This window comes from Falsiroseomonas sp. (assembly GCF_030695085.1).
Lineage (GTDB): Bacteria > Pseudomonadota > Alphaproteobacteria > Acetobacterales > Acetobacteraceae > Falsiroseomonas.
Genome location: NZ_JAUYTS010000070.1, coordinates 59,789 through 85,793 on the forward strand (window position 1 = coordinate 59,789; position 26,005 = coordinate 85,793).

Here is a 26,005-nt window from a genome sequence, read left to right on the forward strand (position 1 = left end):
TGCCCCTTTTCGGCACCACATTCCGGCAGCAGGCCGCCTGATGCCGCTGGAACTTCGCACGGCGCGGGTTGGCGATGTGGCGCGGATTAGCCAGCTCCATGCCGATCTCTGGCGCGTCTCCCACGCCGGCGTCTTCGACGCGGATTTCATCGAGGACCCGCTGGAGGAGGCGATGGTGACGCATTGGCAGGCGCTGCTGCGCGGCCGCAAGCGTCCGGGCCAGGTGGTCGTTGCCCTCACCGGGCATCAGCTTGAGGGTTTCATCAGCGCCAGCCTGCAAGGGACCATGGCGCAGATCGACCATCTGGAGGTGCGCGAGAAAATGCGCGGCCGCGGCATCGGCCGGTCGCTGCTCGGCCTGATGGCACAGCGCCTGCGGAATGAGGGCGCGCGCGCCGCGACGCTGGCGGTGCCCGCCGGGATGGCGGATCTGCCCCGGCTGGCCAAGCGGTTTGGCGGCGTGCTCGGCCCGGTGGTGACGCGGGAAAGGCTGGGCCACCCGATGCCGGAACGCAGCATCAACTGGGCCGACATCACGCGACTGATCGGCGCCTGCGCCAGTTGAAACGAAAATGTCATTGGCTGGCGGCGGCCGGTGGAATTAGCCTGCGCGAAGGGAACAAAAAGGGAATACGCAGATGACCGCCAAGGATGTTGCGGAAGCCTTTGCCGCGCTGTGCAAGGCCGACAAGCATGAGGAAGCCGGCGACCGCTATTGGGCGGAGGATGTGGTGAGCCTGGAGGCCATGGACGGCCCGATGTCCGAGCTGCGCGGCCGGGCGGCGCTGAAGGGGAAGGGCGAGTGGTGGTACGCCAACCACGAAATCCACTCCGCCACCACCGAGGGCCCCTTCGTGCATGGCGACCAGTTCGCGCTGCGATTCGAGATGGATGTGACGGCGAAGGAAAGCGGACAGCGGATGAAGATGGCGGAGATCGGCCTCTACACCGTGCGCGACGGCAAGGTGGTGGAGGAGCGCTTCTTCTACTGAAGCGGGCGCGCGCGCGGCAGGGCGGCCAGCCCCACCGCCAAGGGCAGCAACCAGACGATGCGCGCCTGGTAGCGGTCATGCGGCTTGGAGAGGGCGCCGGCCGCTGCCGCATTGGCCGCCAGCGCGCCAAGCGCGAAGGCCAGCAGCGCCAGCCTCGCCCAATCCCGCGCCCGCACCGCCCGCCAGCCGAGCCACAGCGCGCCCGCCAGGCTGGCCAGCAGAACCGGCAGATGCGGCAGCAGCCAGGGCGCGGCCAGCGCAGGCAGGTCGCCGCGCATCTGCGCCGCGGCATCGAACTGCGCCAGCTCCTCGGCCGGGAAATGGCCCTCGATGGCGCGGCGGGCGGAGGCCGCCAGATGGTCCGGCACCAGCGTATCGCCCACCTGCATCTTGCCGAGCTGCGCCAGCCCGTTGCGCAGCGCCGCGGCGGCGACCTGGCCGGGATAGGCGGCAAGGGTCTCGCCGATGATGGCGCGGGCTTCCTCGGCACCGCGCATCGCGCCCATGCGGCGCAGGCTGCCATCGGCCTCCCGGTTCAGGGGGCTGCTCTCGTCCCAGAGGAACTCGTCGCTGTCGATCGGCAGCCGGTCGGTGAAGGCACACAGGTGCCAGCCGGCATCCGGGCAGCGGTCCCGCAGCAGCGCCGCCGCCGGCCCATCCGCCTGCAGCCGCGCCAGCAGGAAGGAGGACCCGTGCGGCGAGGGCGTGAAGCGCCCGAAGGCGATGGCATTGGCCGTGCACAGCAGCAGCACCGCCAGCACCACGGGCAGCCCCGCCCGCAGCACCGGCCCCGGCCTCCAGGTCAGCACCAGGGTCAGCACCAGAAGCGCGAGCGCCACCGGCAGATGCGAGAGATGCGCGGCCAGCGACAGCACCGCCAGGCTACCCACCCACAGGCTCTGCCCCAGCGTCAGCCGCCCAAAAGCCAGCAGATAAAGGCAGATCGGCAGCAGCCCGGTCAGCGCATCCGGCATCAGCGTCGCCAGGAACCAGGGCGCCGAGGTCAGCAGCCCCAGCCCGGCACAGATCAGCAGATGCCACCCCAAACCAGGCCGGCCCCGCACCGCGCCCTGCAACAGCCAGACCAGGTGCGAGGCGATCAGCCCCTGCGCCAGCAGCGGCGCCCAGAGCGATCGCTCCCAGTGGAACAGGTGCAGGAAGGGGCCATAGGCCTGGGTCTTGTCCCAGGGAACCTCCGGCACCGTGGTGTGCAGCAGGTAGGAGACGGTATCGATGAAGACCAGCGGATAGCCATTCAGCCAGGCTGGCCAGACCAGGAAAGGCGCCCCGGCCAATACGGCCAGCAGCGCGACGAAGCGGGGAATCGGGCCATGCGGCATCGCCGGCAGTTTCGTCTCCGGCACGGAAGCGGTCACCTGAAGGCCGCGCGACCTTCGGCCGTCTCCGCGGGACGTGATCGGGGCAGCAGTGCCAGCCCGGCGATGACCGGCATCAGCCACAGGATGCGCGCCTCGTAGCGCAGATGCGGCTTGGACAGGCCGCCGGTGGCCAGCGCATTGGCGGAAACGCCCACCAGCACGCCTACCACCAGGCCGATGCGTTGCCGGTCCCCCAGGCTGCGCCACCAGGCGAACAGCGCGAGCACCGCGCCCGCCAGCAGCACCGGGACATGGCCGATCAGGAAGGGCGCCGCCGCCTCGGGCAGCAGGCCGCGCGGTTGCAGGGCGGCGTCATAGGCGGCCAGTTCGCGGGCCGGAAAACCCTCCGCGATGCGCGGCCGGACGGCGGCTTCCAGGTGGGTCTTCACCAGCGTGTCACCAACCGTGGCCAGCACCATCTGGCGCAGCGCGTTCAGCGCGGTGGTGCGGGCGACCTCCAGCGTGTGGGTCCGCAGCGTCTCCGACACGATGAGGCTCGCCTCGGCTGAGAGCAGCGCGCCGCCAAGGAAGCGGGGCGTGCCATCCGGCGCGCGGTTCACCGGGCTGTCCGTCTCCCAGAGGAAGGCATCGCTGTCCATCGGCAGGCGGTCGGCGAAGGCGCAGAGATACCAACCGGATTCGGGGCAGCGGTCGCGGATGACGGCGGCGGCCGGGCCATCGGCTTGCAGGCGGGCCAGCGCGAAGGTGGCGCCATGCGGCGACAGCGCCGCGCGGCCATGGCCCCAGTAATTGGTGCCGAGCAGCAGCAGGATGGCCGCCACCAGCGGCGCCGCGGCCCGTAGCGCCGGCCAGACGCGGCGCGCCACCAGCGCCACGAACACCACCAACGCCAGGGCCAGCGGCACATGGGACAGGTGGGTGGCGATGCCGATCGCGGCCAGCAGCCCGAGCCAAAACGCCTCGGCGCGCGTCAGCGCGTCCCGGGCAAAGCCCAGCAGAAGCAGCGCCAGCAGCACGATCGGCGCGAAGACATCCGGCATCAGCAGCGCGATGGTGAAGGGTGCGGTGGTCAGCGCCGCCGTGCCGAGGCAGGTGGCCAGCTGCCAGCCAGGCGAGGCCTCGCCCCGCAGCGCCCGCTGCGCCAGCCACAGCAGATGGGACACACATAAACCCTGTGCCAGCAGCGGCCCCCACAGGCTGATCCGCCAGTGGAACAGGTGCATCAACGGCCCGTAAACATGCGGCTTGTCCCAGATCACCAGTGGGCCCCCAGGGGGCGGCGCCGTCTGGTGCAGGAAGGCGCCGGTGTCGCTGAACAGCAGCGGGTAGCCGTTCAGGAAGGCCGGCCAGACCAGCAACAACCCGCCTGCCAGAATCGCCGCCAGGCGCAGGATCAAGCCGGTTTCGCCCAGCGCGCGGCGGCGGCATCATCCGTCGCCTTGGCCTCGACCCAGCGGCTGTCGCCGCCGGCAAACTCCTCCCGTTTCCAGAAGGGGGCGGAGGTCTTCAGCCAGTCGATCAGGAAGGCGCAGGATTCCAGTGCCGCGGCGCGGTGGGCGGAGGCGGTGAGCACCAGCACGATCGGCTCGCCGGGCACCAGGCGCCCGACGCGGTGGATCACGGTGCAGCCGGTCAGCGGCCAGCGCGCCCAGGCTTCGTCCGCGATCTTTTGCAGGGCGCGCTCGGTCATGCCCGGGTAATGCTCCAGCACCAGCGCCGCCAGCCCGTCATCGGCGCGGCACAGGCCGACGAAGCTCGCGAGCCCGCCGATATCGTCGCGCCCGGCGGTCAGCGCCGCCGATTCGGCACCGAGGTCGAAGGCCGCTTCCTGCACCCGGATGGTGGGGCCGGGCATCTCAGCCACCGGTCACGGGCGGGAAGAAGGCGACCTCGTCGCCCGGCGCCACCGCCTGTGCGGGCGTCGCGAAATCCTGGTTCACCGCGGCGCGCACCTGGCGCGGATCGGCGAAGGCCGCCGCATGGCCAGGGCTGCGGCCGGCGAGCCAGCCGACCAGCCCGGCGACATCCGTGACCGAGGCCGGCGGCGTGACATCCTCCTCCGCCAGCCCGACCTTCTGCCGCACCCAGGCGAAATACAGGATCTTCAAGGGGCGGTTGCCTCCGTCAGTTCGGCACCACGCGCGTGCTGGTGCGGCCATCGGGGCCGATCCAGGTCTCGACATTGCCATCGCGGATCACCGCGCCACCGCCCTGCGGGCCGGTCGGGCCCGGCACGCGGCTGGTGCTGGTGCCGGTGACGGTGCGGCTTGTGGGCGGGCTGGTGGCGCCGGCCGGGGCCGGCGTGGTCGGGAAACGGGCGAAATCCGCCGGCGCGCCAAGGCTGCCCGGTGGGGAGGAGGACCCGCGCCGGGTTGGCCGGTCACCCGGAGTCGGCACCGGGGAGGCGGCGGACGGGGCGCCCTGGATCAATGAGGGACGATAGGCGGGAATATTCCGCATCGCCTCATCCGGCCCGCCCATCATGGTGGTCCGCTCTGCCTCCTGCACCGGCCAGACATCGCCGACCTCGGGCACCAGCGGCTCCACCGTCGGGTTGGCGCCGCGCACGCGCTGGACCGTCAGGCTGTCGGAGGCCACGACATGGGTCGGACCCATGAAGGGCGACCAGAGGCGGTCCATGGTGGAGGAGACGGCACCGCCCATCTCGCTGGTGGAGCAGCCGGCCAGCAGCAGCAGCGCTGCCAGCGGCGCCCCGCGCAGGCCGCGGTTCAGGGAAGGGCAGGTGGGTTCGGCGGCCATGTCGGCTCCCGTGATCACGAGGTTCGGGCGGAAGATGCGCCGCGCGAGGAAATGCCTCAAGAGTGAAGCGAGGTCGGCACGGGCGGCGGCGGTCCTGGCGGCGCCGGGGCCCGGCCGGCATGGCGCAGCCCGGCCTGGAGATAATCCCATCCGGTTACCAAAGTCAGCACCGCGGCCACCAGCAGCATCACCTCGCCGATCAGCGAAACCGGCAGCCAGGACAGCCAGATCACCGCCGCGCCGCTGTCACCGGCCAGCAGTGCGCCGAGCGCGCCCATCTGGAAGCCGGTCTTCCATTTCGCCAGGCTGGTCACCGGCAGGCCGATCTTCAGCCCCGCCAGATATTCGCGCAGGCCGGAGACCAGAATCTCCCGCAGCAGGATGATGATGGCCGGGAACAGGCCGAAGGTGCTGAGCTGGCCGTTGCCGGCCAGCAGCATCAGCGCGGCGGCGACCAGCAGCTTGTCCGCGATCGGGTCCAGCATCCGCCCGAAATCGCTGATCTGCTGGCGGGACCGCGCCAGCTTGCCATCGAAGTAATCGGTGATGGCCGCGGCCGAGAAGACGGCGCAAGCCACCAGGTCCGTCCACGGCTCACGCAGCGTGGCGAACAGCACAAGCACCGGGATCGCCGCGATGCGCGACAGCGTCAGAAGATTGGGGAGGTCGGTCGGCACTGATTCATCCGGCGGTCATCTTCGCTCAGCCTTCCGACACTCTACCCGGCCCGGCGCCCGGGTGGAAATGGCCATGGATGCGCCGCGCCACCGCCGGGCCGATTCCGGGCGCATTCTCCAGATCCGCCAGCGCCGCGTTGCGCACGCCGCGGGCGGAGCCGAAATGGTTCAGCAGCTTGCGCTTCAAGGCCGCGCCAACGCCCGGCACATCATCCAGCTCCGACCGCACAAGCGCCTTGGACCGGCCGGTGCGGTGGGTGGAGATGGCGAAGCGATGCGCCTCGTCCCGCAGCCGCTGCAGGTAGTACAGCACCGGGTCGCGCGGCGGCAGCTGGATCGGGTCGCGGCCGGACTGGTGAAACCACTCCCGCCCGGCATCGCGATCCGGGCCCTTCGACATCGCGACCAGGGGAATATCGTCCACGCCGAGCTCGGCCAGGATTTCGCGTGCGGCGGAAAGCTGGCCGGCGCCGCCATCGATCAGCACAAGGTCGGGCCAGGTTTCGCCCTCCCGGCCCGGGTCTTCCTTCAGGGCGCGGCCGAAGCGGCGCTCGAACACCTCCCGCATCATCGCGAAATCGTCACCGCCCCGCGGCGCCGGGGTGGGCACCAGGGTGGGGATGGCCGGCGCCGGGCCCTTGATGCCGTATTTGCGATAGGCGGATTTCAGGAAGCCAGAGGGGCCGGCGGCGACCATCACGCCATAGGCGTTGGTGCCCATGATGTGGCTGTTGTCATAGACCTCGACGCGCTCCGGCGGTGCGGGCAGGTCGAAGATGCGGGCGACTCCGGCCAGCAGGTCCGCCTGGGCGGCGCCTTCGGCCATGCGGCGCTCGATCGCCTCCCGCGCATTGGTGGCGGCGTGATCCATGGCGGCACGTTTCTCGCCGCGCTGCGGGCGGTGGATTTCCACCTTGCGGCCGGCGCGCAGGCTCAGCGCCTCGGCCAGCAGGGGCGCGTCCTGCGGGTCGTGGCTGACCAGCACCAGGGGCGGCGGCGGCAGGTCGTCATAGAGCTGGGCCAGGAAGGCGCCGAGCACCTCCTCCGCGCTCTGTTCCGCCTTGGCATGGGACAGGAAGAACGGCCGGTTGCCGTTGTTGCGGCCGCCCCGGAAGAAGAAGACCTGCACGCAGGACTGCCCGGCCATCTGGTGCAGCGCCACCACATCGGCGTCGTTCACGCCATCGAGGTTGATGCGGTCGCTGCCCTGCACATGGGTCAGGCCGCGGATGCGGTCGCGCAGGCTGGCGGCACGCTCGAATTCCAGGCGTTCTGCCGCTTCTTCCATCTCCGCCGCCAGCTTGCGCTGCAGCGAGGGGATGCCGCCGCCCAGGAAATCCTTCGCCTCCCGCACCAGCGCCGCGTAATCCTCCTTCGAGATACGCTCGACGCAGGGCGCGGAGCAGCGCTTGATCTGGTGCAGCAGGCAGGGGCGGGTGCGGCTGTCGAACACCGTGTCACGGCAGGTTCGCAGCAGGAACACCTTCTGCAACGCCGTCAGGGTCTGGTTCACCGCCCAGGCGCTGGCGAAGGGTCCCCAATAGCTGGCGCCCTTGCGGCGTTCCCCGCGATGCTTGGCGATCTGCGGCCAGGGGTGATCCTCCGTCAGCACCAGCCAGGGATAGGATTTGTCGTCCCGCAGCACGATGTTGAAACGCGGCCGCAACTTCTTGATGAGGTTGGCCTCGAGCAGCAGCGCCTCGGCCTCGCTGCCGGTGGTCACCACCTCCAGGCTGCGGGTTTCGAAGACCATCCGGCGCAGGCGTTCCGGCAGGCGGGCGACCTGGGTGTAGGCATGCACCCGCTTCTTGAGGCTGCGCGCCTTGCCGACATACAGCGCATCCCCCTTGGCATCGAGCATGCGGTAGACGCCGGGCGCGAGCGGCAGCGTCTCCAGCGCGCGCTCGATGATGGCGAGGCCGGTCATTTGCGGGGCTGCCGCCGGGGTTTCAGGCTCGGTCATCGGCGCGTGCTGCCATGCGTGAAATGCAATGCTGGTGCCTCGGTCGGCTGCCTCGGGCTTTTCCACCGAAGCTGTGGAAAACTCTGTGGACCAAACGGCGCGGACGGCCTGGAAATGGCCGTCATCCGCCAGTCACACATCATTGCCCGATTTTTGGGCGGTTTTGTTAACTAGTTGATCTGGCTCGAAATTCGGATGGACCACCCGGAAATCAAGCGGTCAAGTGCAACTTCCATGTTGACACGAAAAACCTGCGCGGCCGCTTCGCGGTGCGGTGGAAAAGTCGGCCCGCAACCCCTTCCGAAGACGTATGCTTTGGGTCCCGACGGCCCGCCGGCGCCATCGGCCGGGCGCTCTCCTCGGCGCCCACGACATTCCCATCGCGGCCCCGCAGGCAGGTTTGGTATACCAATTCAGTCACCCAAGCGATGGGCCACGGCCCGTCCTTCACCCCGCCCGCACACGCTCGACCACGACACCGACGGTCATGACATCCGGAAAGGCATCCGGCTTTTCCACCGTCACCCGGGCGCGTTCCACCCGCGGGTCGGCCAGCGCCGCCAGTGCCACTTTCTCGGCCAGGGTTTCCACCAGCAGCACATGGCCCTCCGCCACCGTGGCGCGGGCGGTCAGCACCAGGCGCTCATAGTCCACGACCCGGCGGAAATCATCCGGCCCGATCGCCGCCGGCGCGGCATCATCCTCCACCAGCAGTTCGACGCTCAGGATGATGCGCTGCGGCCCGGCCTTCTCATGCGCGTAGATGCCGAGGCGGGCCATCAGTTCCAGCCCGCGCAGGAACACCACGCGGGTGCCGCGCACGGCATCCGGGGCATAGATGTCCGGCGCCTGGATCATTCGGCGATCTCCGCGGCGCCGGCCGTCGGCGCCCATTGCAGATGCTGCCCGCCATCGAGCGCGATCATCTGACCGGTCATCGCCGGCAGGGACAGGATGGCGAGCAGGGCGCGCGCCACCTCCTCCGGCCCAGTCCCGTGCCGCAGCGGCACGGAGGCGCATTGCCGGTCGAACTGCTCCTGGGACTGGCGGGGGGAGGGCAGGGCCGGCCCCGGGCCGATCGCGTTCACCCGGATGCGCGGCGCCAGCGCCAGGGCCAGCGTCTGGGTCAGCGTCCACAGCGCCGCCTTGGAGACGGTGTAGGACATGAAATGCGGCGTCAGCGACCACACCCGCTGGTCCAGCAGATTGACGATGACGCCCTGCGCCGGTGCGGCCAGGCCGCGCGCCATCGCCTGGGCCAGCACGAAGGGCGCGCGCAGATTGGCCTCCATATGCGCATCCCAGCTTTCCCGGCTGGCGTCATGCCATTCGTCACGCTCGAAGGTGGAGGCGTTGTTCACCAGCACGCCGATCGGGCCGAGCGCGGCCGTCGCCTGGCCGATCAGCGGCGCCACCTCCGCCTCCTTCGCCAAATCGGCCTGCAGCGCCACGGCGCGGCGGCCGAGCGCCTTGATGCGGGCGACCGTCTCGGCCGCCTCCGGCGCGCTGGTGCCGTAATGAATCGCCACGTCGAAGCCTGCCCCGGCGAGCGCCAGCGCCATCGCCTGGCCCAGGCGCTTGCCGCCACCGGTGACAAAGGCGGCGCGCGGCAGGGATTCTGCCAGGGGGAGTGTCGGGGGAAGGGAGGGGGTCATGCGTCCGGGCAGATAGCCCGCCCCCGGCATCAAGGCCAATGCCGCAAACGCCGGTTGACCCGCGCCCGGCGCAGGGTTTCTCCTGGGTGACAGACGCGGAGGAAGCACCATGCGGCAACGGCCGGAGGGCTGGCGCAGAGGCGGTTGGCAGCGGTGACGGTGGTGACGCCGGAAGGCAGCCTCTACCGCAACACGCGGCAGGGACGGGTGCGGGCGCTGCAATATGGGCTGTGGGCGGCGGCCCTGGCCTTCGCGCTGGCTGCCGCGGCGCTGCCCTGGATCTGGCCGGCAGGCGATGCGCGGGCGCTGGCGATCCGGCCCCGATCCTGGCCCTGTTCGCGCTGGCGATGGAGCTGTATCGCCGCCTGTATGTCACGGAAATCCGTGCCCTGCCGGGCGGGCTGCTGGTGGAAACGCTGGGCTTCCGCGGCCGGCGCCGCCATCTGCTGCGCTGGGCCGCCCTGCACCGGGCGACGGCGCCGGAACGTCGCTACAGCGCCCGCGGCGCCGTGTCCTTTGCCGTGACCCTGCGGCGTCCGGGCCGGCGGCTGCCCTTCATCATCGACACGACGCGGGACGCCTTCGATGCGGCGGGCCTGGCGAAGCTGGTGCGCCGCCGGGCCCGCCGCCCGGATTGAGGGTCCTGGCCTAAAGTCTGTCAGGCACAGATAGAAGCGCCTGACAGACTCTAGCCTATTGTTTTATCGTGTGATTCACGTCTTTCGGCGATTCCGCCTCAGATGATCACACTCTAGCGGCGGCGGCCGCCGCTGCCGGTGGTCAGCGCACCCACCGCCGCACCGCCGGCCCCGCCGATCAATGCGCCCGTCACGGCGGACCCGCCCGTCAGCGCACCAACCGCGGCACCGCCCGCCGCGCCGATGGCGCCGCCGGACAGGGCGCGCTGCTGCCCACGCGACATGCCCTCGCAGGCCGCGAGCGGGATGATCAGGGCGCTGGCAATGGCCAGGCGAGACAGGAGCTTGGTTGCCGGAAACTGCATGGAACGGATTCCCCGATTGGTTGCGGGGACGAATAGGCCCGAGGCCTGGGGCGGCCATGCGGCGGCGCCTGCCTTGACCCTGCCACAAGATGTCACGTCGCCGTGATCAACCGCGCCGCCTGCCGCGCCCGCCCTTGGCCTTGTTGGGGTCGTAGCCGCCGCCACCCGGACCCATCGGCTTCGGCTTCCAATCCTGCTTCGCGCGGCCCTTGCCGGAGCCATTGGCACCACCGCGGGGCGCGGTGTCCTGCAGGGAACGGCCGGCCATATTGGGTTGCAGGCCGAGTTCCAGCGCCTCCAGCCGCTTGATCTCGTCGCGCAGCCGCCCGGCTTCCTCGAATTCCAGATCGGCCGCGGCGGCGCGCATGCGCTTTTCCAACTCCGCGATGCTGGCGCCGATATCCTTGCCGACGAAGTTCGCCGTGCCATCGCCCTCCACCGCCTCGACCGTCACGTAATCCTGCTCATAGACGGATTGCAGCACGTCCGAGATGTCGCGGCGGATGGAGGTCGGCGTGATGCCGTGCGCCTCGTTCCACTCCGTCTGCTTCTGCCGGCGCCGCGCCGTCTCACCCAGAGCCTTCTTCAGGCTTTCCGTCATCACATCCGCATACAGCACGACGCGGCCATCCACGTTGCGCGCGGCGCGACCGATGGTCTGGATCAGCGCGGTGGTGGAGCGCAGGAAGCCTTCCTTATCCGCATCCAGGATCGCCACCAGCGCGCATTCGGGAATATCCAGCCCCTCGCGCAGCAGGTTGATGCCGATCAGCACGTCGAAGACGCCGCGGCGCAGGTCGCGGATGATCTCGATGCGCTCCAGCGTGTCCACGTCCGAATGCAGGTAGCGGCAGCGGATACCGGTTTCCGTCATGTATTCGGACAGATCCTCCGCCATCCGTTTTGTCAGCGTCGTGACCAGGATGCGGCCGCCTTCGGATGCCACCTTGCGGCATTCGGCCAGCAGGTCGTCCACCTGGCCCTCGACCGGGCGGATTTCCGTCACCGGGTCCACCAGGCCGGTCGGGCGGATCACCTGTTCGGCGAAGACGCCGCCGGTGCGCTCCATCTCCCACGGACCCGGGGTGGCGCTGACGAAGACGGTGGTGGGGCGATAGGCATCCCACTCCTCGAACTTCAGCGGCCGGTTGTCCTTGCAGGACGGCAGGCGGAAGCCGAATTCGTCCAGCACCGATTTCCGCGCAAAGTCGCCCCGATACATGCCGCCGATCTGCGGCACCGTCACATGGCTTTCATCCACCACCAGCAGCGCGTTTTCCGGCAGGTATTCGAACAAGGTGGGCGGCGGCTCGCCCGGCTTGCGGCCGGTCAGGTACCGCGAATAGTTCTCGATGCCTTTGCAGACTCCGGTGGTCTCCAGCATCTCGATATCGAAGGTGGTGCGCTGGTCCAGGCGCTGGGCTTCCAGCAGCCGGCCGGCGGCGTGCAGCTCCGCCAGCCGTTCCTTCAGCTCCGCCTTGATGCTGAGAATCGCCTGCTGCATGGTCGGGCGCGGCGTCACGTAGTGGCTGTTGGCGTAGATCGCCACGCGGTCGAGATCGGCGGTGATCTCCCCGGTCAGCGGGTCGAATTCCTTCAGCCCGTCGATCTCGTCGCCGAACAGGCTGACCCGCCAGGCGCGGTCCTCCAGCTGGGATGGCCAGATATCCACCGTCTCGCCGCGGATGCGGAAGGTGCCGCGCTGGAAGGCGCTGTCGTTGCGGCGGTATTGCTGCTCGACCAGGCCCTTGATCAGCACGTCGCGCTCGATCCTGCCGCCGCGCTCCAGCTTCACCACCATGCGGGAATAGGTCTCGACCGAGCCGATACCGTAGATGCAGGACACTGACGCCACGATGATGACGTCCGACCTTTCGAGCAGCGACTGCGTGGCGGAATGCCGCATGCGGTCGATCTGCTCGTTGATCTGCGCGTCTTTTTCTATATAGGTGTCGGTCCGGGGCACATAGGCTTCCGGCTGGTAGTAGTCGTAGTAGCTGACGAAATACTCCACCGCATTGTCGGGGAAGAAGGACTTCATCTCCCCGTACAACTGCGCCGCCAGTGTCTTGTTCGGCGCCAGCACCAAGGTCGGCCGCTGCACCGCCTCGATCACCTTGGCCATGGTGAAGGTCTTGCCGGAGCCGGTGACGCCGAGCAGCACCTGGTCCCGCTCCCCCCGCGCCAGCCCGTCCAGCAGGGTCGCGATCGCCGTCGGCTGGTCGCCATTCGGCTCATAGGGGGAGACGACGCGCAGCGGTGGCCCGCCGGGCGGCACCGGGCGCTTCTGCGGGAAGAACTCGACGGGGGTGAGGATGTTCATGGCGCCGCGAATGTGGGCGCTCCGGCCCCTCTGCGGTAGCCTCCCCCGTCACGGAGGACATGCATGGGCATCGAGATCGAGCGGAAGTTCCTGGTGGCCGGTCAGGGCTGGCGCCAGGCGGTGCGGGGGCAGGGGGTGCCGATGCGCCAGGGCTACCTCTCCGCCCCCGGCCCGCACGCGGCGCATGTAAGGGTCCGGCTGGCCGGGGCGCACGCCTTCCTGACCATCAAGGGCCCGGCGCTGGCCGGCAGTTCCGGACAGGTCCGGCCGGAATTCGAATACCCGATCCCGCCCGAGGATGCGGAGGGACTGCTGGCGTTGTGTGCCGCGCCGCCGCTGGTCAAGACCCGCTACGAGGTGCCGCATGAGGGGCACGTCTGGACCGTGGATGTGTTCGAGGCGCCGGCCCATTTCGCCGGGCTGATGCTGGCGGAGGTCGAGCTGCCCGATGTGGCCGTACAGCCCGGCCTGCCCGACTGGCTCGGTGCCGAAGTGACGGATGATCCGCGCTACACCAACGCCGCCCTGGCCATCGCCAAGCCGCAGCCTGGCTGGGGTTTCGCGCCGCCCGGCGGGGGCTGAAGCGCGGCATCCTCGCGCCGCTGTGCGCAGCCATACCGGCGGCGAGACGAACAATCCGGGTTTGCGGGCGTTCTGGGATGGTGCGGGTGTTCGACACCCGGTCAGAGCCTGAACAGCAGAATTCGGAGGATCTTCCATGACAACACGGCACATGGCACTCGCAGGCGCGGTGGCGGCTGTTCTCGGCCTGTCGGGCGGCGCCTTCGCGCAGAGCACCTCGCCCAGCGCCACCACCCCGAATCTGGGTCCGGCCGGCCAGCCGGTGACCGAGCAGGGCCAGCGCAGCGGCGGCCAGGCCGCCGGTGCGCCGGCGCAGAATGTGAACCCGACCCCGATGCCGCCGGGCAGCCGTGCCGGCCAGGCGCCCGGCATGGGCGGTGGCGCGACGGGTGGCGCCCAGCCGGGTGGCACGGCGCAAACCGGCAACGAGCCGCGCATCGCGCCGGCCGATCCGGCCTCGCCGCAGGGCGGGCGTGCCGCCCAGACCAACCCCGGCGGCACGAACCCTGGCGCCAGCGGGCCGCTGCCCGGCTCCCGGCAGCCGGCAGGCACGGCGGGCACGCAGCCCGGCGGCGCCCCGATGACGGGTGCGCCCGCCACCGGCACCACCACTCCGATGGCGCCCGCCCAGGGTGCCGGGACGACGACTCCCCGGACCACGCCGCGGGGCGACGCACGCAGCGATGCGGCGCCGCTGAGCGGGGCGAATTCCTTCACCGAAGGTCAGGCGCGGTCCCGCATCGAGGATAACGGCTATGCCGACGTGCAGGCGCTGCGCCTGGACGAACAGGGCATCTGGCGCGGTCGCGCCATCCGCAACGGCCAGCCGACCGGCGTCGCGCTCGACTACCAGGGCAACATCGTCGCCACGGACTGATCCTGCCGCGCGCCGCCACCCGCCGGGGCGCCCCCGCGCCCCGGAGCCGGCACGCCGCGCGACCCGAACGCCAGAGCTGGCCCGCCGTGCCGTGGCATGGCGGGCCAACGCAAGACATCGCATGAGAGGAATCTGATCCATGGCAACCCGAACCATTGCCCGGCTTTTCGACAGCTCCACCACCGCCCATGCCGCGGTGCGGAGCCTGGAGGCCGCCGGCTTCGCGCATGACGACATCACCTATATGGGCAGCGCCAACGAAGGCGCGGCGCGGGACCGCGTGGGCGCGGATTCGCTGCGCAGCGGCGCCGGCACCGGCATGCCCGGCGTTGCGGCGAGCCCAGGTGCCGCCACCACCCCGCGCACCACGACCACCGGCACGACCACGGATGCGACGGAGACCGGTGCCGCGACCGGCGCCTCGCTCGGCACCGTGGTGGGCGGCGGCGCCGGCCTGCTGGCCGGCATCGGTGCCCTCGCGATCCCCGGCGTGGGGCCACTGGTCGCCGCCGGCTGGCTCGTGGCCACGCTCACGGGTGCTGGCGTCGGCGCCGCCGCGGGCGGGCTGATCGGCAGCCTGACCACGGCCGGGGTCGATGAAAAGGACGCAGGCACCTACTCCGAGGGCCTGCGCCGCGGTGGCCACCTGGTCGCCGTGCGCACCGAGGAAGGCCGCGCGGCCGAGGCCGAGCGCATCCTGGAGCAGCATGGCCCGGTGGACATGGAGTCGCGCCAGGCGGAATGGCGTACCGATGGCTGGGACCCGGCCAAGGACCCGACCCGCAACCCGGATTACGCGGGCGCCCGGCCGATCGGCACCCCGCATGACGACATGCGGCTGGCCAACGACCCGACCCTGCGCCGGCCCGGCGACGTCGCCTGACGCCACTGGCGCCAATCAAGCCTTGCGGAAAGGGGGCGCCCGTCATCGGGCGCCCTTTTTTGCGTCTGCGGATCGTCGGGCGCTGACGATTCGGCTGGCATGCCAGGCCAGCCCTCGGTTTCGCTTGCGACTTGTGTTTGACGCAGGTAGTTCCCTGACCTGTTCAAAAGCGCGTTGCGTATAGGGAAAAATCGACCCGGATGCGCTTATCGACACGCATCGCCGTGCTGTGTGCGGCCGCCGTCCTGCCATCCTTGGCCATCCAGGCCTGGCACGAAGTTGCTTCCCGCCAGGGACGCATCGCCGAAGTTCGCGCCGAGGCGCAGCGTTTCGCGCTGCAATCGGCCTCCGAGTTGAACCGCGTGCTGGAAGGCGCCCGCAACATGCTGGCGGCGGTGGGCGAGGCGCATCTGCGCGGCGGCACCTACCCCGGCTGCGGCGAGGGCCTCGCGGCGCTGAGTGCCCGCTTGCCGCGCTACGCCTCGATCGGCGTCAGCGATGCGGAAGGGCGCATCCTGTGCAGTTCCGCCGGCGCCGCCGGCCCCGGCACCATCGCCAGCCGCCCGTATTTCCAGCGGGCACGGGAAAGTGGGGCCTTCGAGATCGGCGCGGTGATCGAGGTGCCCCGGCCCGGCGGCGGTGTGCGGCGCATCCTGCCGCTCGCCCTGCCCATCATGTCCGAGGGCCGCTTCGCCGGGGTCGCCATCACCAGCATCGATACGGTCTGGCTCTCGGACAATCTGGTTGCCGCCGGCGCCATGCCGCCCGAGGCCACCGTGACGGTGGCGGATCGCCAGGGCCTGATCATCGCCCGCATGCCGCAGCCGCAGGATTTCATCGGCACCGCGATTCCCGCCTCCATCCGTGCGCTGGTGCAGGCCGCCGAGCCCGGCGTGGTGGAGGTTGCAGGCCAGGACGGCAGGCCGCAGATCCTTGGCTATGTGCCGGTCGGCGCCGGTGCGCCGGGGCTTTATGTCAGCGCCGGCTTCCCGACCGGGCCGGCGCTGCAGCAGGTGAACGAGGCGACGCAGCGCGCCGTGCTGATGGTGCTGGCCGGGCTGTTCTCGGCCCTGGCCGCCGCCTGGCTGTTCGGCCGCATCTATCTGAGCCGGCCGGTCGACCAGCTTCTGGACACCATGCGGCGCTGGACCGCGGGCGATCATGCCGCCCGCAGCCCCAGCGACGACCGCGGCGAGATCGGCCGCCTCGCCGCCGGCTTCAACGCCATGGCCGATGCCGTGGCGACGCATGAGCGGGAATTGCGGGAGGGTGAGGCGCGGCTGCGCGACGTGCTGGGGGAGATGCCGGTCGCCGTCGTGCTGGCCGAGATGGCCTCGGGGCGGGAGGTGTTCCGCAACGCCCGCGCCTGGGCGCTGCTCGAAGGCCCCGGGCCGCGCGACGGAACAGGCCGCGACGATGCACCAGCCCCGCTGCCCGAACCGCTCGCCGGGCCGCTGCGCGCCGCCATCCAGTTCGGCACGACGACGGATGGCCTGGAACTGCCGCTGCGCCGCGCGGATGGCAGGGAGACGGTGCTGTCCGTCAGCGCCGCGCCGGTGCGCGCCGCCGGCGGCGTGAAGCTGGCGGTGGCGGCTTTCCTTGATGTCGGTGAGCGGCGCCATGCGGAACGCCAGCGCGAATTGCTGACGGCGGAACTCCGCCACCGGGTGAAGAACGCCCTGGCCGTGGTGCAGTCCATGGTGGCGCAGACCCTGGCGCAGAGCGCCTCCCTCGAGGAATTCCGCGCCAGCTTCAACCCCCGCCTGTCGTTGCTGGCCAAGGCCCAGGATGCGCTGTTCGCCGCCGAGGATGGCCAGGTGCGACTGGCGGCGCTGGTGCGGGACACGCTGGCCCCCTTCGGCGCCGCGGTGCTGGCGGGCGGGCCGGATGTGCCGCTGCCTGCCAAGCAGACACTGTCGCTGGCCATGGTGCTGCATGAGATGGCGACCAACGCGGCCAAGCACGGTGCGCTGCGCCCGGATGCGGGCGGGGAGATCGCGGTGACCTGGACCCTGGGACCGGCCCCGCCCGGGGCCCCCCGGCGCCCGGGTGGCTCCGAGGCACCGTGGGTGCATCTGCGCTGGTCCGAGAACGCCGCCCGGCCGATTGCCGACGCCACCCGTCGCGGTTTCGGCGCGCGGCTGATCGAACGCTGCGTTACGCATGACCTGCGCGGCCAGGCTGAATTGCGCAGCGACCCGGCCGGCATCACCTGGCTTCTGGAATTCCCCCAGCCCCAGGAGCCGGCCGAGGCCCCGCACAGGCAGGCACAGCCGGCCTGACGCCGCGCCCGCCCGCAAAATATTGCGGTGCGGCATCGCGAGGACCGGAGGCGATGCAACCGGCAAGGCTCGGGCTCGTTACGTCTCTGCCGTGCATGGTCGGGAAGTCCCGCCCGGCTGGCGTCAACCTGCCAATTGGGGGCCCGCCTTGCACCGCCGAACTGCCCTTGCCGCCATCGCTTCCTCCGCCCTGTTCCTGCGTTCAACCGCCGAGCAGGTGGAGGCGCAGCCCGCCGCGGCAGCCGCTGGCACGCCGTTCAGCGACAGCACCGTGCGCGATCTGGCGCGCGAGCTGGCGCGCGCGGATTTTCGCCCGCCGACCAGCACCCTGCCGCGCGGCCTGACCGATCTCAGCTATGACGACTACCGCACGCTGCGCTTCAACCCGCAGGCGGCGCTGTGGCGCGGCGACAACTCCGACTTCAACGTCCAGCTGTTTCACCGCGGCTTCCTGTACGCCCAGAAGGTCGATCTGCACGAGGTGGTGGACAGCCGCGCCCGGCCCATCCCCTATGATCCGGCGGCCTTCACCCTGGGCGACCGGCCGGCGCCGGGTGCCGATTTCGGCCATGCCGGATTCCGTATCCACCACCCGCTCAACACCCAGGGGGTGTTCGACGAACTCGCGGTGTTCCTGGGTGCGTCCTATTTCCGGGCGGTCGGGCGCGGCCAGGTCTACGGGCTCTCGGCGCGCGGCCTGGCCATCAAGACCGCCGATCCAGCCGGCGAGGAGTTTCCGCTGTTCCGCGCCTTCTGGCTGGAACGCCCGCATGCCGGCGCCAATTCCGTGGTGGTCCACGCGCTGCTCGACAGCCCGAGCGCCAGTGCCGCGTTCCGCTTCACCATCCGCCCGGGCGACAACACCGTCTTCGACGTGCAGGCGGTGGTCTATCCGCGGGTGGCGCTGGTTGCGGCCGGCATCGCGCCGCTGACCAGCATGTATTTCTTTGCGCCGAATGACCGGGTCGGCGCCGATGACTACCGCAATTCGGTGCATGATTCCGATGGGCTGATGATCGCCACCTCGCGCGGCGAGCAGATCTGGCGGCCGCTGCACAACCCGCGTGACCTGCAGATCAGCCAGTTCCGGGAGGTCAATCCGCGCGGCTTCGGCCTGATGCAGCGGAAGCGCGACTATACCTCCTACAACGACCTGGAGGCGGTCTATGAGCGGCGCCCGTCGCTGTGGGTGGAACCGATCGCCGATTGGGGCCCCGGCCAGGTGCAGCTCATCGAGATCCCGACCGACAGCGAGGTGCATGACAACATTGTCGCCTTCTGGCGGCCGGATCAGCCGATGCGGCCGGGCCAGGAGTATAATTTCGTCTATCGCCTGCACTGGATGCCGGTGTTTCCGGGCAATCCGGCGCTGGCGCAGTTCACCGAGACCCGCGTCGGCGGCGCGGGCCGGGCGGGGCGGCTTTTCGTGCTGGATGTCGCCGGCGGCCGGGCCGGTGAGGTGCCGCCCGATGCCAGCCCGGCGCTCGATCTGACGCACAGCGCCGGCGAAGTCCGCAACGTGGTGGTGCAGCGCAACCCGCAGAATGGTGGCTGGCGCGTGCATTTCGAGCTGGTGCCAGGCGCGGCGCGGCTGGTGGAACTGCGCGCCGTGCTGAAACTGGGCGACCAGCCGCTGACCGAAACCTGGCTCTATCGATGGACGGCGTAACCCTCCTCGCTGCCGACTGGCGCCACCTGCCGGCACCGGCGCCGATGCAGATGCCGGTGCAGTCGTTGCGCCAGGCCCCGGCGCCCGGCCCCACCGCGCGGCCTTCCGCGCCGCGGTGGATGGCGTTGCGGCGGTTCCTCGTGCTCGGCGGGGCGGTGGCCCTGACCGCCTTCGGGGCGTGGGAAATGGCGCAGGTGCTGGATATCAGCCGGCCCACCGCCATCCAGCTCGTCCTGCTCGGATTGTTCGTCGCGCTGTTCGGCTGGATCGCGCTGTCCTTCCTCAGCGCGCTTGCCGGCTTCGGCAGCCTGCTGGCGGGCGGCGGGCGGCGGCTCGGCATCGACCCATCAGCCCCGATACCGGAACTTCGCGACCGCACGGCCCTGCTGATGCCCGTCTATAATGAGCCGACCGAGCGGGTGATGGCCGGCCTCCAGGCCATTCATGAAAGCCTGGCAGCGACCGGCCGCGGCCAGCATTTCGATATCTTCATCCTGAGCGACACGACGGACCCCGATGCCTGGGTGGCGGAGGAAGCCGCCTTCCTGGCGCTGCGTGAACGCACCGGCGACCACGCGCATATCTTCTACCGCCGCCGCCCGAAGAACCTGGAACGCAAGGCCGGCAATATCGCGGAATGGGTGCAGCGCTTCGGCGGGGCCTATCCGCAGATGCTGGTTCTGGACGCCGACAGCGTGATGGAGGGCGATGCCCTGGTCCGCCTGGCCGCGGCGATGGAGGCGCACCCGGATGTGGGGCTGATCCAGACCCTGCCGGTGATCGTCAACGGCAATTCCTTCTTCGCCCGGATGCAGCAATTCGCCGGACGGGTCTATGGCCCGATGATCGCGGCCGGCATCGCCTGGTGGCATGGCGCGGAGGGCAATTACTGGGGCCACAATGCCATCATCCGCACCCGCGCCTTCGCCGAGCACGCGGGTCTGCCCACCCTGCGCGGCCCGAGGCCGTTTGGCGGCCATATTCTGAGCCACGATTTCGTCGAGGCCGCCCTGCTGCGCCGCGCCGGCTGGGCCGTGCACATGGTGCCCGCGCTGCGCGGCAGCTACGAGGAAAGCCCGCCTTCGCTGACCGATCTCGCGGTGCGCGACCGGCGCTGGTGCCAGGGCAACCTGCAGCACGCCGCGGTGCTGGCGGCGCGCGGGCTGCACCCGATCAGCCGGCTGCATCTGTTCACCGGCATCGGCAGCTACATCACGGCGCCGCTGTGGCTGATGTTCCTGGTGGTGGGCGTGTTCGGCGCGCTGGAGGTGCGCTTCATCCGGCCGAACTACTTCCCCTCCGGCCCCTCCCTGTTCCCGGAATGGCCGGTGGTGGACCCGGTGCGCGCCATGTGGCTGTTCATCGGCACCATGGCGCTGCTGCTGGTGCCAAAGCTGCTGGCCTGGTTCCTGATGCTGCTCAACCCGGAGGAACGGCGCGGCATCGGCGGCGCCATCCGGTCCTTCCTGAGCATGCTGGTGGAGACGCTGGTGGCCGGGTTGCTGGCGCCGGTGACGATGCTGACGCAAAGCGTGGATGTCGCCTCCATCCTGACTGGGCGCGATTCGGGCTGGCAGCCGCAGCAGCGTGACGACGGCACGCTGGGCTGGCGCGCGGTGGTCCGGCTGTATTGGCGGCACACGCTGTTCGGCCTGCTGTTCGGTGCCGCGTCCTGGCTGGTCTCGCCCTTCCTGGCATTGTGGATGCTGCCGGTGACGCTGGGCCTGGCGCTGGCGGTGCCGCTGGCGGCGCTGACGGCACGCCGGGCAACGCTGCTGCGGCAGATCGGCCTGCTGGCGATTCCCGAGGAATCGGCGCCGCCCGCCGTGCTGAACCGCGCCAACACCATCCGCCGCCGGCTGATGGAGCAGGCACGGCCGACGGAGGCGGTGCAGCGTCTCGTGGCTGATCTGGCGCTGCGGGCGGCCCATGCCGCGATGCTGCCGCCGCCGCGCCGCCCCCGGTTGGACCCGCTGGACCCGGCGCTGGTGATGGGGCGGGCGAAGCTGGAGGAGGCGCAGGATCTGGGCGGTGCGCTGGCCGCCCTGACCCGGACGGAGAAGGCCGCCCTGCTGGGCGATGCCGGTGGCGTGGCGCGGCTTCTGCAACTGGCCGAGGCGGCCAAACCGGCCGAGGCCGGGCTACCGCGGCCTGCCGCGATGGCCGGCTGACGGGTTCAGCCGAACAGCTTGCCCGCGAAGAACACGATGCCGAGCCAGAGCATCGCGGAGATGGCCGCGATGATCAGGATGCAACTGCGCAGGCTCAACCGCTCCGCCATCGGGGTCGCCGCAAGGGCGCGCGGCTTGTCTGTGTGCTGCAACTGCGCGAGGGGAGCGGATTTCGAGATCATGCGATCGGTCGCCCAATGATTTCTCGCCATATCGTGATGGAATTTGCGCCGTTGGGCAATAGCCAAGATTCAGACGACTTCGCTGAACGAAAGCCGCGTGCAGATCTTCTCTCGAAACGAGAGCGTTTGCATTAAATGCAAATTAAAGGGCGCGCTGCGTTGCATGCGTGGCTTCGGCGGAATGCCGGGTGAGGGGATCGAACCCCCGACCTTCGGTTTACAAAACCGCTGCACTACCGCTGTGCTAACCCGGCATATGGACCGCCAACGCCGAGGTAGCGCGGCGGCCGCGCCCTGTCACCCCTGCCGAGGGTACGGCCGTCCATCGGCGGGTCAGGCGTGCCCGACCTGGCCGAAGGCGTCGTCATTGGTCGCGCGCACCACGGCGGCGAACAGGCGCAGCGCGTCCGGACCACCGCGGTCCGAGAGCGTGCCCTGCTCCATTTCTTCCGCCAGCAGCTCCGCATGCTCCGCCAGCGTCTCCGCCGCCCGGCGCAAGGCTTCGCGTGACAGGACGAGCTGGAGATCCTCGGGCAGCGTGTTCCAATCGGCTATTCGCATGGCGGTCCCAGCATTCGGGGGCGCCGTCCTGGCGAAAGGCCGCAGGGATAGGTTGCGGCGGCCATAGGTATGGCAGACCGAAATTGCCGGACCGTGAACGCCACGCCGGTTCAGGTGAAGCGCAGTTCCACCCGGCCCAGCGTGTCGAATTCCACCACCACCTCGGACGGGCCCTCGATCCAGATCGGCGGGGTGACGGAGCCGAGGAACACCACCTGCCCCGCCCGCAGCCCGCCGAACACGGCGGCGGCCGGAGACGCGGCGAGCCAGGCCAGCGCCTCCATCGGATGGCCCAGCAGATCGGCGCCGACGCCTTCGCCGCGCAGCGCACCGCCCACATGCATCCGCCCGCGCGTGGCGCCGAGATCCAGCGCACGCCAATTCGCCGCCGGCGCGCCGAGCACGCCGCCGGCATGGAACACCTGGTCCGCGATCAGCGTCGGCGTGCCGAGGGCGGCCAGGTCGTCGTAGCGCTTCTCGACGATCTCGATGGCCGCGAAGACTTCCGCCACCACGGCCTCGGCCTGGGCCCGGGTGCAGGGGCCGGCCGGCAGGTCGGCGCCGAGCCGCAGCCCGACCTCGCATTCCACCCCGGGCGCCACGAAATCCGCCAGCCGCACCGTGGCGGGCGAGCCGTGCAGCCCGGCGGCGGGCACGAAACCGGCGGCCGGACCCGTCAGGCCGAGATAGGCCTGCATCTGCCGGGTCGTGGCGCCGATCTTGAAGCCGGCGGGCGGAATCGCGCCCATCGCCTGCGCCACCTCCCGCTGCACCGCGTAGCCGCCGGCGGTATCGGCCGGCGCATGCGCGCCGAGCGGGACCAGGTTCTGCCGCGTGCGGCGGGCGGCGAGGATGGCGGTGGCGGCGGGGCTGGTCATTCCGGGTCTTCCTCCTCCTCGAGGTCCGGCTCGAACGCCTCGCCGTCCTCCTCGGGCAGTTCGTCCTGCGGGTCGGGCGCCTCGTCATCGGGCAGCGCGCCGCGGGCAATCTCGTACAGCGCCACGGCGGCGGCGGCGGCGACGTTCAGGCTTTCCACCTCCGGCACCATCGGCAGGCGCACCAGCTCGTCGCAGGTCTCGCGCTGCAGGCGGCGCAGGCCCGCATCCTCGGCGCCCAGCACCAGCACGCAGCGGCGATCCCGCGGCACGGCCTCGCCCAGGCTGCGCTTGCCCTCACCAGCCAGGCCGAGCACCCAGAAGCCGGCCTTCTGCAGGGCGACGATGGCACGGGAGAGGTTCACCTCCCGCGAGATCGGCACCAGCTCCAGCGCGCCGGAGGCCGCCCGCGCCAGGGCGCCGGTCTCGGGCGGGGCGTGGCGGTCCTGCATCACCACGCAGGCAGCGCCGAAGGCGGCGGCGGAGCGCAGGATGGCGCCGACATTGCGCGGGTCCGTCACCTGGTCCAGCACCAGCACCGGGCCGGGGCGGGTGGCGATGCAATCCTCCAGCGGCAGCGGCTGCAACGGTTCGGACAGCAGGGCGGCACCCTGGTGGATGGAATCCTCCAGCAGGAAGGTCTGGAAGCGGTTGCGTTCCACGCGTTCGGCGGGGATGCGCCAGGACTGGCGCGGCAGGCGCTCGGCCAGCGCAGCCTCGGCCTCCACCGTCAGCAGCAGGCGCTTCAGGCGGCGGCGGGGGTTGGCCAGCGCCGCGGCGACGGCGTGCAGGCCATACAGCCACAGCGTGCCGCCCGGCGCGGCATCCCGGATGATGGCGGCCTGGGAGGGGCGGGGAAGCTTGGCCGGCGGTGCGACGGGGGCGCTGCGCGGAGCCTTGGCCTCGCCACTGCCGCGCCGGTCACGGCCGCGCGGCGCGGCATCCGGCGCCTCGTCCGTCGTGGGGGCGGGGGCACGGGGGCCGCGATCGGGGGTACGGGCGAAGCCGCGATCCGTCTTGCCGGCGAAGCCGCGGGAGGGCTTGGGCCCGAAGCTGCGGGCGGATTTGGCGCCGAAGCTGCGCGGCCCATCGCTGGCTGGGCGCTTGCCGGCCGTGCCGCGCAGCGCCGGTCCGCCGACGGAGCGGGAGGGGCGCTCGCCGAGCGGGCGAAACGGGCGGTCCTCGCCCGGGTCGCGCGTCGGGCGGGGGGCGTCGCCCCTGGGCGCGCGGGGGCTATCCTCACGCGGCGCGCGGGATCGCTCCTCCCGCATCGGGCGGGCGGCCTGTGCGCGAGGGGCCCGGGCGGGCTCGGCACGCGGCGCGCGGGGCGCTGCATCCCGCGGTGTACGGGGCGCGGCTTCGCGTGGTGCGTCGTCGCGCGGCGCGCGGGGGGCGGCATCGCGCGGTGGGCGGGGGGCGGCATCGCGTGGGGCATCGCCGCGTGGCGGGCGTGGCGGCCGGCCACCGGCCGATGACGCCCCCTGCGGAGATTTGCCGGAGGGCGGGCGGCCGGAGCCTGATGCGGGTCGACGAGACGGGGGACGGGACATTCTGCCATTCTGCGCCCTGCCGCGCCCGCTGTCCAAGCGTGGCGACCATGCCGAGGAAACTGGCCCTCCGGCCGCCACCGCCGTTGACAGGCGGCGCGCGACCGGGCAAGTCCCGCCGCGCTCTCGGTGACGGGGGCGCGGCAGGCCTGGTCAGGGCTGCGGAGGGGTGCCCGAGTGGCTAAAGGGGGCGGACTGTAAATCCGCTGGCTTGCGCCTACGTTGGTTCGAATCCAACCCCCTCCATATCCTCGCCACGCCCAGCCCACCAGGCAGCCGATCGGGTGACGTGGCGCCTTAATTTCCATCACGCGCTGCGGGTGTAGCTCAATGGTAGAGCTCCAGCCTTCCAAGCTGGCTATGCGGGTTCGATTCCCGTCACCCGCTCCACGCGCGCGCGGGCCGGCGGCACCACCAACAGGCGCGGGACATTTCACGAAGCCCGGGGCTGCCCGGGTGGATAGCGGGAACAGCAATGGCCAAGGCGAAATTTGAGCGGAACAAGCCGCACTGCAACATCGGCACGATCGGGCACGTGGACCACGGCAAGACGTCGCTGACGGCGGCGATCACGAAGATCCTGGCGAAGACGGGCGGCGCGACGTTCACGGCGTATGACCAGATCGACAAGGCGCCGGAGGAGCGGGCGCGTGGCATCACGATCTCGACCGCGCATGTCGAGTACGAGACGGCGAACCGTCACTACGCGCATGTGGACTGCCCCGGCCACGCCGACTACGTGAAGAACATGATCACGGGCGCGGCGCAGATGGATGGCGCGATCCTGGTGGTGTCCGCGGCCGACGGCCCGATGCCGCAGACGCGCGAGCACATCCTGCTGGCGCGCCAGGTTGGCGTTCCGGCGCTGGTGGTGTTCCTGAACAAGACCGACATGGCGGACCCCGACCTGCTGGAGCTGGTCGAGATGGAGGTGCGCGAGCTGCTGTCCTCCTACCAGTTCCCGGGCGACGACATTCCGATCATCCACGGCTCAGCGCTGATGGCGCTGGAGGACAAGCGCCCGGAGATCGGCGAGCAGGCGGTGCTGAAGCTGATGGAGGCGGTGGACGCCTACATTCCGCAGCCGGTGCGCGCGCTGGACCGTCCGTTCCTGATGCCGGTGGAAGACGTGTTCTCCATCTCGGGCCGCGGCACGGTGGTGACCGGCCGCGTGGAGCGGGGCGTGGTGAAGGTTGGCGAGGAAATCGAGATCATCGGTCTGAAGAACACGGTGAAGACCGTGGTGACCGGGGTCGAGATGTTCCGCAAGCTGCTGGATAGCGGGCAGGCGGGCGACAACATCGGCGCGCTGCTGCGCGGTGTGAAGCGTGAGGATGTGGAGCGTGGCCAGGTTCTGGCGGCGCCGGGCAGCATCACGCCGCATACCGGCTTCTCGGCCGAGGCGTATATCCTGACGAAGGAGGAAGGCGGCCGTCACACGCCGTTCTTCACGAACTACCGGCCGCAGTTCTACTTCCGCACCACGGACGTGACGGGCATCGTGAAGCTGCCGGAAGGTGTCGAGATGGTGATGCCGGGCGACAACGTGACGATGGACGTGGAACTGATCGCGCCGATCGCGATGGATGAGGGCCTGCGCTTCGCGATCCGCGAAGGCGGCCGCACCGTCGGCGCCGGCGTCGTCGCCAAGATCGTCAAGTAA

Annotated in this window: 25 protein-coding genes and 3 tRNA genes; 12 read left to right on the forward strand and 16 right to left on the reverse strand. The window is 70.7% G+C overall.

Annotated elements, in window-relative coordinates; all coding sequences use genetic code 11:
• Positions 1–40 precede the first annotated feature (40 nt).
• Together Q8S40_RS08625 and Q8S40_RS08630 are read left to right on the forward strand one after the other, a co-directional pair.
• Positions 41–565, forward strand: a complete 525-nt coding sequence (locus tag Q8S40_RS08625; protein ID WP_304810492.1) for a GNAT family N-acetyltransferase — start codon at positions 41–43, stop codon at positions 563–565.
• Positions 566–638: 73 nt separating this feature from the next.
• Positions 639–992: a nuclear transport factor 2 family protein gene (locus Q8S40_RS08630; protein WP_305670063.1), complete on the forward strand. Its 354-nt coding sequence runs from the start codon at positions 639–641 to the stop codon at positions 990–992.
• Here the strand turns inward: Q8S40_RS08630 and Q8S40_RS08635 are convergent.
• From Q8S40_RS08635 to Q8S40_RS08675, 9 genes are all read right to left on the reverse strand, one after another.
• Positions 986–2,356 (reverse strand): hypothetical protein, encoded by a 1,371-nt coding sequence (locus Q8S40_RS08635; protein ID WP_305670064.1) that lies wholly within the window; start codon positions 2,354–2,356, stop codon positions 986–988. The genes Q8S40_RS08630 and Q8S40_RS08635 overlap by 7 nt on opposite strands.
• A gap of 8 nt (positions 2,357–2,364) precedes the next feature.
• A complete protein-coding gene (locus tag Q8S40_RS08640) occupies positions 2,365–3,729 on the reverse strand; it encodes a hypothetical protein (RefSeq protein WP_305670065.1) in 1,365 nt (454 codons plus the stop codon).
• On the reverse strand, positions 3,726–4,187 hold the full coding sequence (locus tag Q8S40_RS08645) for a molybdenum cofactor biosynthesis protein MoaE (RefSeq protein WP_304810484.1): 462 nt from the start codon (positions 4,185–4,187) through the stop codon (positions 3,726–3,728). The genes Q8S40_RS08640 and Q8S40_RS08645 overlap by 4 nt, the downstream gene beginning before the upstream one ends.
• A gap of 1 nt (position 4,188) precedes the next feature.
• On the reverse strand, positions 4,189–4,440 hold the full coding sequence (moaD, locus tag Q8S40_RS08650; RefSeq protein WP_304810482.1) for a molybdopterin converting factor subunit 1: 252 nt from the start codon (positions 4,438–4,440) through the stop codon (positions 4,189–4,191).
• A gap of 16 nt (positions 4,441–4,456) precedes the next feature.
• Entirely contained in the window at positions 4,457–5,092 is a 636-nt protein-coding gene (locus Q8S40_RS08655; RefSeq protein WP_304810479.1) for a hypothetical protein, read from the reverse strand.
• Between the two features lie 56 nt (positions 5,093–5,148).
• Positions 5,149–5,769, reverse strand: coding sequence for a CDP-diacylglycerol--glycerol-3-phosphate 3-phosphatidyltransferase (gene pgsA / locus Q8S40_RS08660; RefSeq protein WP_304810478.1), 621 nt, complete (start codon positions 5,767–5,769; stop codon positions 5,149–5,151).
• A gap of 25 nt (positions 5,770–5,794) precedes the next feature.
• Complete coding sequence (gene uvrC / locus Q8S40_RS08665) at positions 5,795–7,732, reverse strand: excinuclease ABC subunit UvrC (RefSeq protein ID WP_304810476.1); 1,938 nt, start codon at positions 7,730–7,732, stop codon at positions 5,795–5,797.
• A 447-nt stretch (positions 7,733–8,179) separates the two neighbouring features.
• A complete protein-coding gene (gene folB, locus Q8S40_RS08670) occupies positions 8,180–8,590 on the reverse strand; it encodes a dihydroneopterin aldolase (protein ID WP_304810474.1) in 411 nt (136 codons plus the stop codon).
• Complete coding sequence (locus Q8S40_RS08675) at positions 8,587–9,387, reverse strand: SDR family oxidoreductase (protein WP_305670067.1); 801 nt, start codon at positions 9,385–9,387, stop codon at positions 8,587–8,589. The genes folB and Q8S40_RS08675 overlap by 4 nt, the downstream gene beginning before the upstream one ends.
• A 347-nt stretch (positions 9,388–9,734) precedes the next feature.
• Here Q8S40_RS08675 and Q8S40_RS08680 point away from each other — a divergent pair, with 347 nt between their 5' ends.
• Positions 9,735–10,025 (forward strand): hypothetical protein, encoded by a 291-nt coding sequence (locus Q8S40_RS08680; RefSeq protein ID WP_305670068.1) that lies wholly within the window; start codon positions 9,735–9,737, stop codon positions 10,023–10,025.
• Between the two features lie 113 nt (positions 10,026–10,138).
• Here Q8S40_RS08680 and Q8S40_RS08685 read toward each other — a convergent pair whose 3' ends face one another.
• Positions 10,139–10,390: a hypothetical protein gene (locus Q8S40_RS08685; RefSeq protein ID WP_304810468.1), complete on the reverse strand. Its 252-nt coding sequence runs from the start codon at positions 10,388–10,390 to the stop codon at positions 10,139–10,141.
• Positions 10,391–10,496: 106 nt separating this feature from the next.
• The gene (gene uvrB / locus Q8S40_RS08690) at positions 10,497–12,713 is read right to left on the reverse strand and encodes an excinuclease ABC subunit UvrB (protein WP_305670069.1); all 2,217 of its coding nucleotides are present in this window, start codon (positions 12,711–12,713) and stop codon (positions 10,497–10,499) included.
• Between the two features lie 63 nt (positions 12,714–12,776).
• Between uvrB and Q8S40_RS08695 the strand changes: the two genes are divergently transcribed.
• From Q8S40_RS08695 to mdoH, 6 genes are all read left to right on the forward strand, one after another.
• Positions 12,777–13,295, forward strand: a complete 519-nt coding sequence (locus Q8S40_RS08695; RefSeq protein WP_304813291.1) for a CYTH domain-containing protein — start codon at positions 12,777–12,779, stop codon at positions 13,293–13,295.
• Positions 13,296–13,431: 136 nt separating this feature from the next.
• Positions 13,432–14,172, forward strand: coding sequence for a hypothetical protein (locus tag Q8S40_RS08700; protein ID WP_305670070.1), 741 nt, complete (start codon positions 13,432–13,434; stop codon positions 14,170–14,172).
• Between the two features lie 139 nt (positions 14,173–14,311).
• On the forward strand, positions 14,312–15,055 hold the full coding sequence (locus tag Q8S40_RS08705) for a hypothetical protein (protein ID WP_304813287.1): 744 nt from the start codon (positions 14,312–14,314) through the stop codon (positions 15,053–15,055).
• A gap of 200 nt (positions 15,056–15,255) precedes the next feature.
• The gene (locus Q8S40_RS08710; RefSeq protein ID WP_305670071.1) at positions 15,256–17,337 is read left to right on the forward strand and encodes a sensor histidine kinase; all 2,082 of its coding nucleotides are present in this window, start codon (positions 15,256–15,258) and stop codon (positions 17,335–17,337) included.
• A gap of 148 nt (positions 17,338–17,485) precedes the next feature.
• Positions 17,486–19,006: a glucan biosynthesis protein gene (locus Q8S40_RS08715; RefSeq protein WP_304813285.1), complete on the forward strand. Its 1,521-nt coding sequence runs from the start codon at positions 17,486–17,488 to the stop codon at positions 19,004–19,006.
• On the forward strand, positions 18,994–21,177 hold the full coding sequence (gene mdoH / locus Q8S40_RS08720; RefSeq protein ID WP_305670072.1) for a glucans biosynthesis glucosyltransferase MdoH: 2,184 nt from the start codon (positions 18,994–18,996) through the stop codon (positions 21,175–21,177). The genes Q8S40_RS08715 and mdoH overlap by 13 nt, the downstream gene beginning before the upstream one ends.
• Before the next feature lie 5 nt (positions 21,178–21,182).
• Here the strand turns inward: mdoH and Q8S40_RS08725 are convergent, their stop codons facing one another.
• From Q8S40_RS08725 to rlmB, 5 genes are all read right to left on the reverse strand, one after another.
• Entirely contained in the window at positions 21,183–21,425 is a 243-nt protein-coding gene (locus Q8S40_RS08725) for a hypothetical protein (protein ID WP_305670073.1), read from the reverse strand.
• 116 nt (positions 21,426–21,541) lie between these two features.
• Positions 21,542–21,613 (reverse strand) — tRNA-Thr (locus tag Q8S40_RS08730).
• A gap of 79 nt (positions 21,614–21,692) precedes the next feature.
• Positions 21,693–21,920, reverse strand: coding sequence for a hypothetical protein (locus Q8S40_RS08735; RefSeq protein WP_168050579.1), 228 nt, complete (start codon positions 21,918–21,920; stop codon positions 21,693–21,695).
• 110 nt (positions 21,921–22,030) lie between these two features.
• Positions 22,031–22,798 (reverse strand): 2-keto-4-pentenoate hydratase, encoded by a 768-nt coding sequence (locus Q8S40_RS08740; RefSeq protein ID WP_304813280.1) that lies wholly within the window; start codon positions 22,796–22,798, stop codon positions 22,031–22,033.
• Positions 22,795–23,631 (reverse strand): 23S rRNA (guanosine(2251)-2'-O)-methyltransferase RlmB, encoded by an 837-nt coding sequence (rlmB, locus tag Q8S40_RS08745; protein ID WP_304813294.1) that lies wholly within the window; start codon positions 23,629–23,631, stop codon positions 22,795–22,797. The genes Q8S40_RS08740 and rlmB overlap by 4 nt, the downstream gene beginning before the upstream one ends.
• 874 nt (positions 23,632–24,505) lie before the next feature.
• On the opposite strand from rlmB, the gene Q8S40_RS08750 reads away from it, so the two are divergent.
• From Q8S40_RS08750 to tuf, 3 genes are all read left to right on the forward strand, one after another.
• Positions 24,506–24,588 (forward strand) — tRNA-Tyr (locus tag Q8S40_RS08750).
• Between the two features lie 70 nt (positions 24,589–24,658).
• Positions 24,659–24,732, forward strand: a tRNA-Gly gene (locus Q8S40_RS08755).
• Between the two features lie 85 nt (positions 24,733–24,817).
• Entirely contained in the window at positions 24,818–26,005 is a 1,188-nt protein-coding gene (gene tuf / locus Q8S40_RS08760) for an elongation factor Tu (protein ID WP_305670074.1), read from the forward strand.

Excerpts from the sequence above, each read along its gene's own strand:
- Q8S40_RS08680 (WP_305670068.1), top strand. The coding sequence starts at position 9,735 with ATGGAGCTGTATCGCCGCCTGTATGTCACGGAAATCCGTGCCCTGCCG.
- mdoH (WP_305670072.1), top strand. The coding sequence starts at position 18,994 with ATGGACGGCGTAACCCTCCTCGCTGCCGACTGGCGCCACCTGCCGGCA.
- Q8S40_RS08675 (WP_305670067.1), bottom strand. The coding sequence starts at position 9,387 with ATGACCCCCTCCCTTCCCCCGACACTCCCCCTGGCAGAATCCCTGCCG.
- tuf (WP_305670074.1), top strand. The coding sequence starts at position 24,818 with ATGGCCAAGGCGAAATTTGAGCGGAACAAGCCGCACTGCAACATCGGC.
- Q8S40_RS08740 (WP_304813280.1), bottom strand. The coding sequence starts at position 22,798 with ATGACCAGCCCCGCCGCCACCGCCATCCTCGCCGCCCGCCGCACGCGG.
- Q8S40_RS08735 (WP_168050579.1), bottom strand. The coding sequence starts at position 21,920 with ATGCGAATAGCCGATTGGAACACGCTGCCCGAGGATCTCCAGCTCGTC.
- Q8S40_RS08630 (WP_305670063.1), top strand. The coding sequence starts at position 639 with ATGACCGCCAAGGATGTTGCGGAAGCCTTTGCCGCGCTGTGCAAGGCC.
- Q8S40_RS08625 (WP_304810492.1), top strand. The coding sequence starts at position 41 with ATGCCGCTGGAACTTCGCACGGCGCGGGTTGGCGATGTGGCGCGGATT.
- Q8S40_RS08685 (WP_304810468.1), bottom strand. The coding sequence starts at position 10,390 with ATGCAGTTTCCGGCAACCAAGCTCCTGTCTCGCCTGGCCATTGCCAGC.
- folB (WP_304810474.1), bottom strand. The coding sequence starts at position 8,590 with ATGATCCAGGCGCCGGACATCTATGCCCCGGATGCCGTGCGCGGCACC.
- Q8S40_RS08705 (WP_304813287.1), top strand. The coding sequence starts at position 14,312 with ATGGCAACCCGAACCATTGCCCGGCTTTTCGACAGCTCCACCACCGCC.
- uvrC (WP_304810476.1), bottom strand. The coding sequence starts at position 7,732 with ATGACCGAGCCTGAAACCCCGGCGGCAGCCCCGCAAATGACCGGCCTC.
- Q8S40_RS08645 (WP_304810484.1), bottom strand. The coding sequence starts at position 4,187 with ATGCCCGGCCCCACCATCCGGGTGCAGGAAGCGGCCTTCGACCTCGGT.
- Q8S40_RS08700 (WP_305670070.1), top strand. The coding sequence starts at position 13,432 with ATGACAACACGGCACATGGCACTCGCAGGCGCGGTGGCGGCTGTTCTC.
- Q8S40_RS08695 (WP_304813291.1), top strand. The coding sequence starts at position 12,777 with ATGGGCATCGAGATCGAGCGGAAGTTCCTGGTGGCCGGTCAGGGCTGG.
- Q8S40_RS08655 (WP_304810479.1), bottom strand. The coding sequence starts at position 5,092 with ATGGCCGCCGAACCCACCTGCCCTTCCCTGAACCGCGGCCTGCGCGGG.
- uvrB (WP_305670069.1), bottom strand. The coding sequence starts at position 12,713 with ATGAACATCCTCACCCCCGTCGAGTTCTTCCCGCAGAAGCGCCCGGTG.
- Q8S40_RS08710 (WP_305670071.1), top strand. The coding sequence starts at position 15,256 with ATGCGCTTATCGACACGCATCGCCGTGCTGTGTGCGGCCGCCGTCCTG.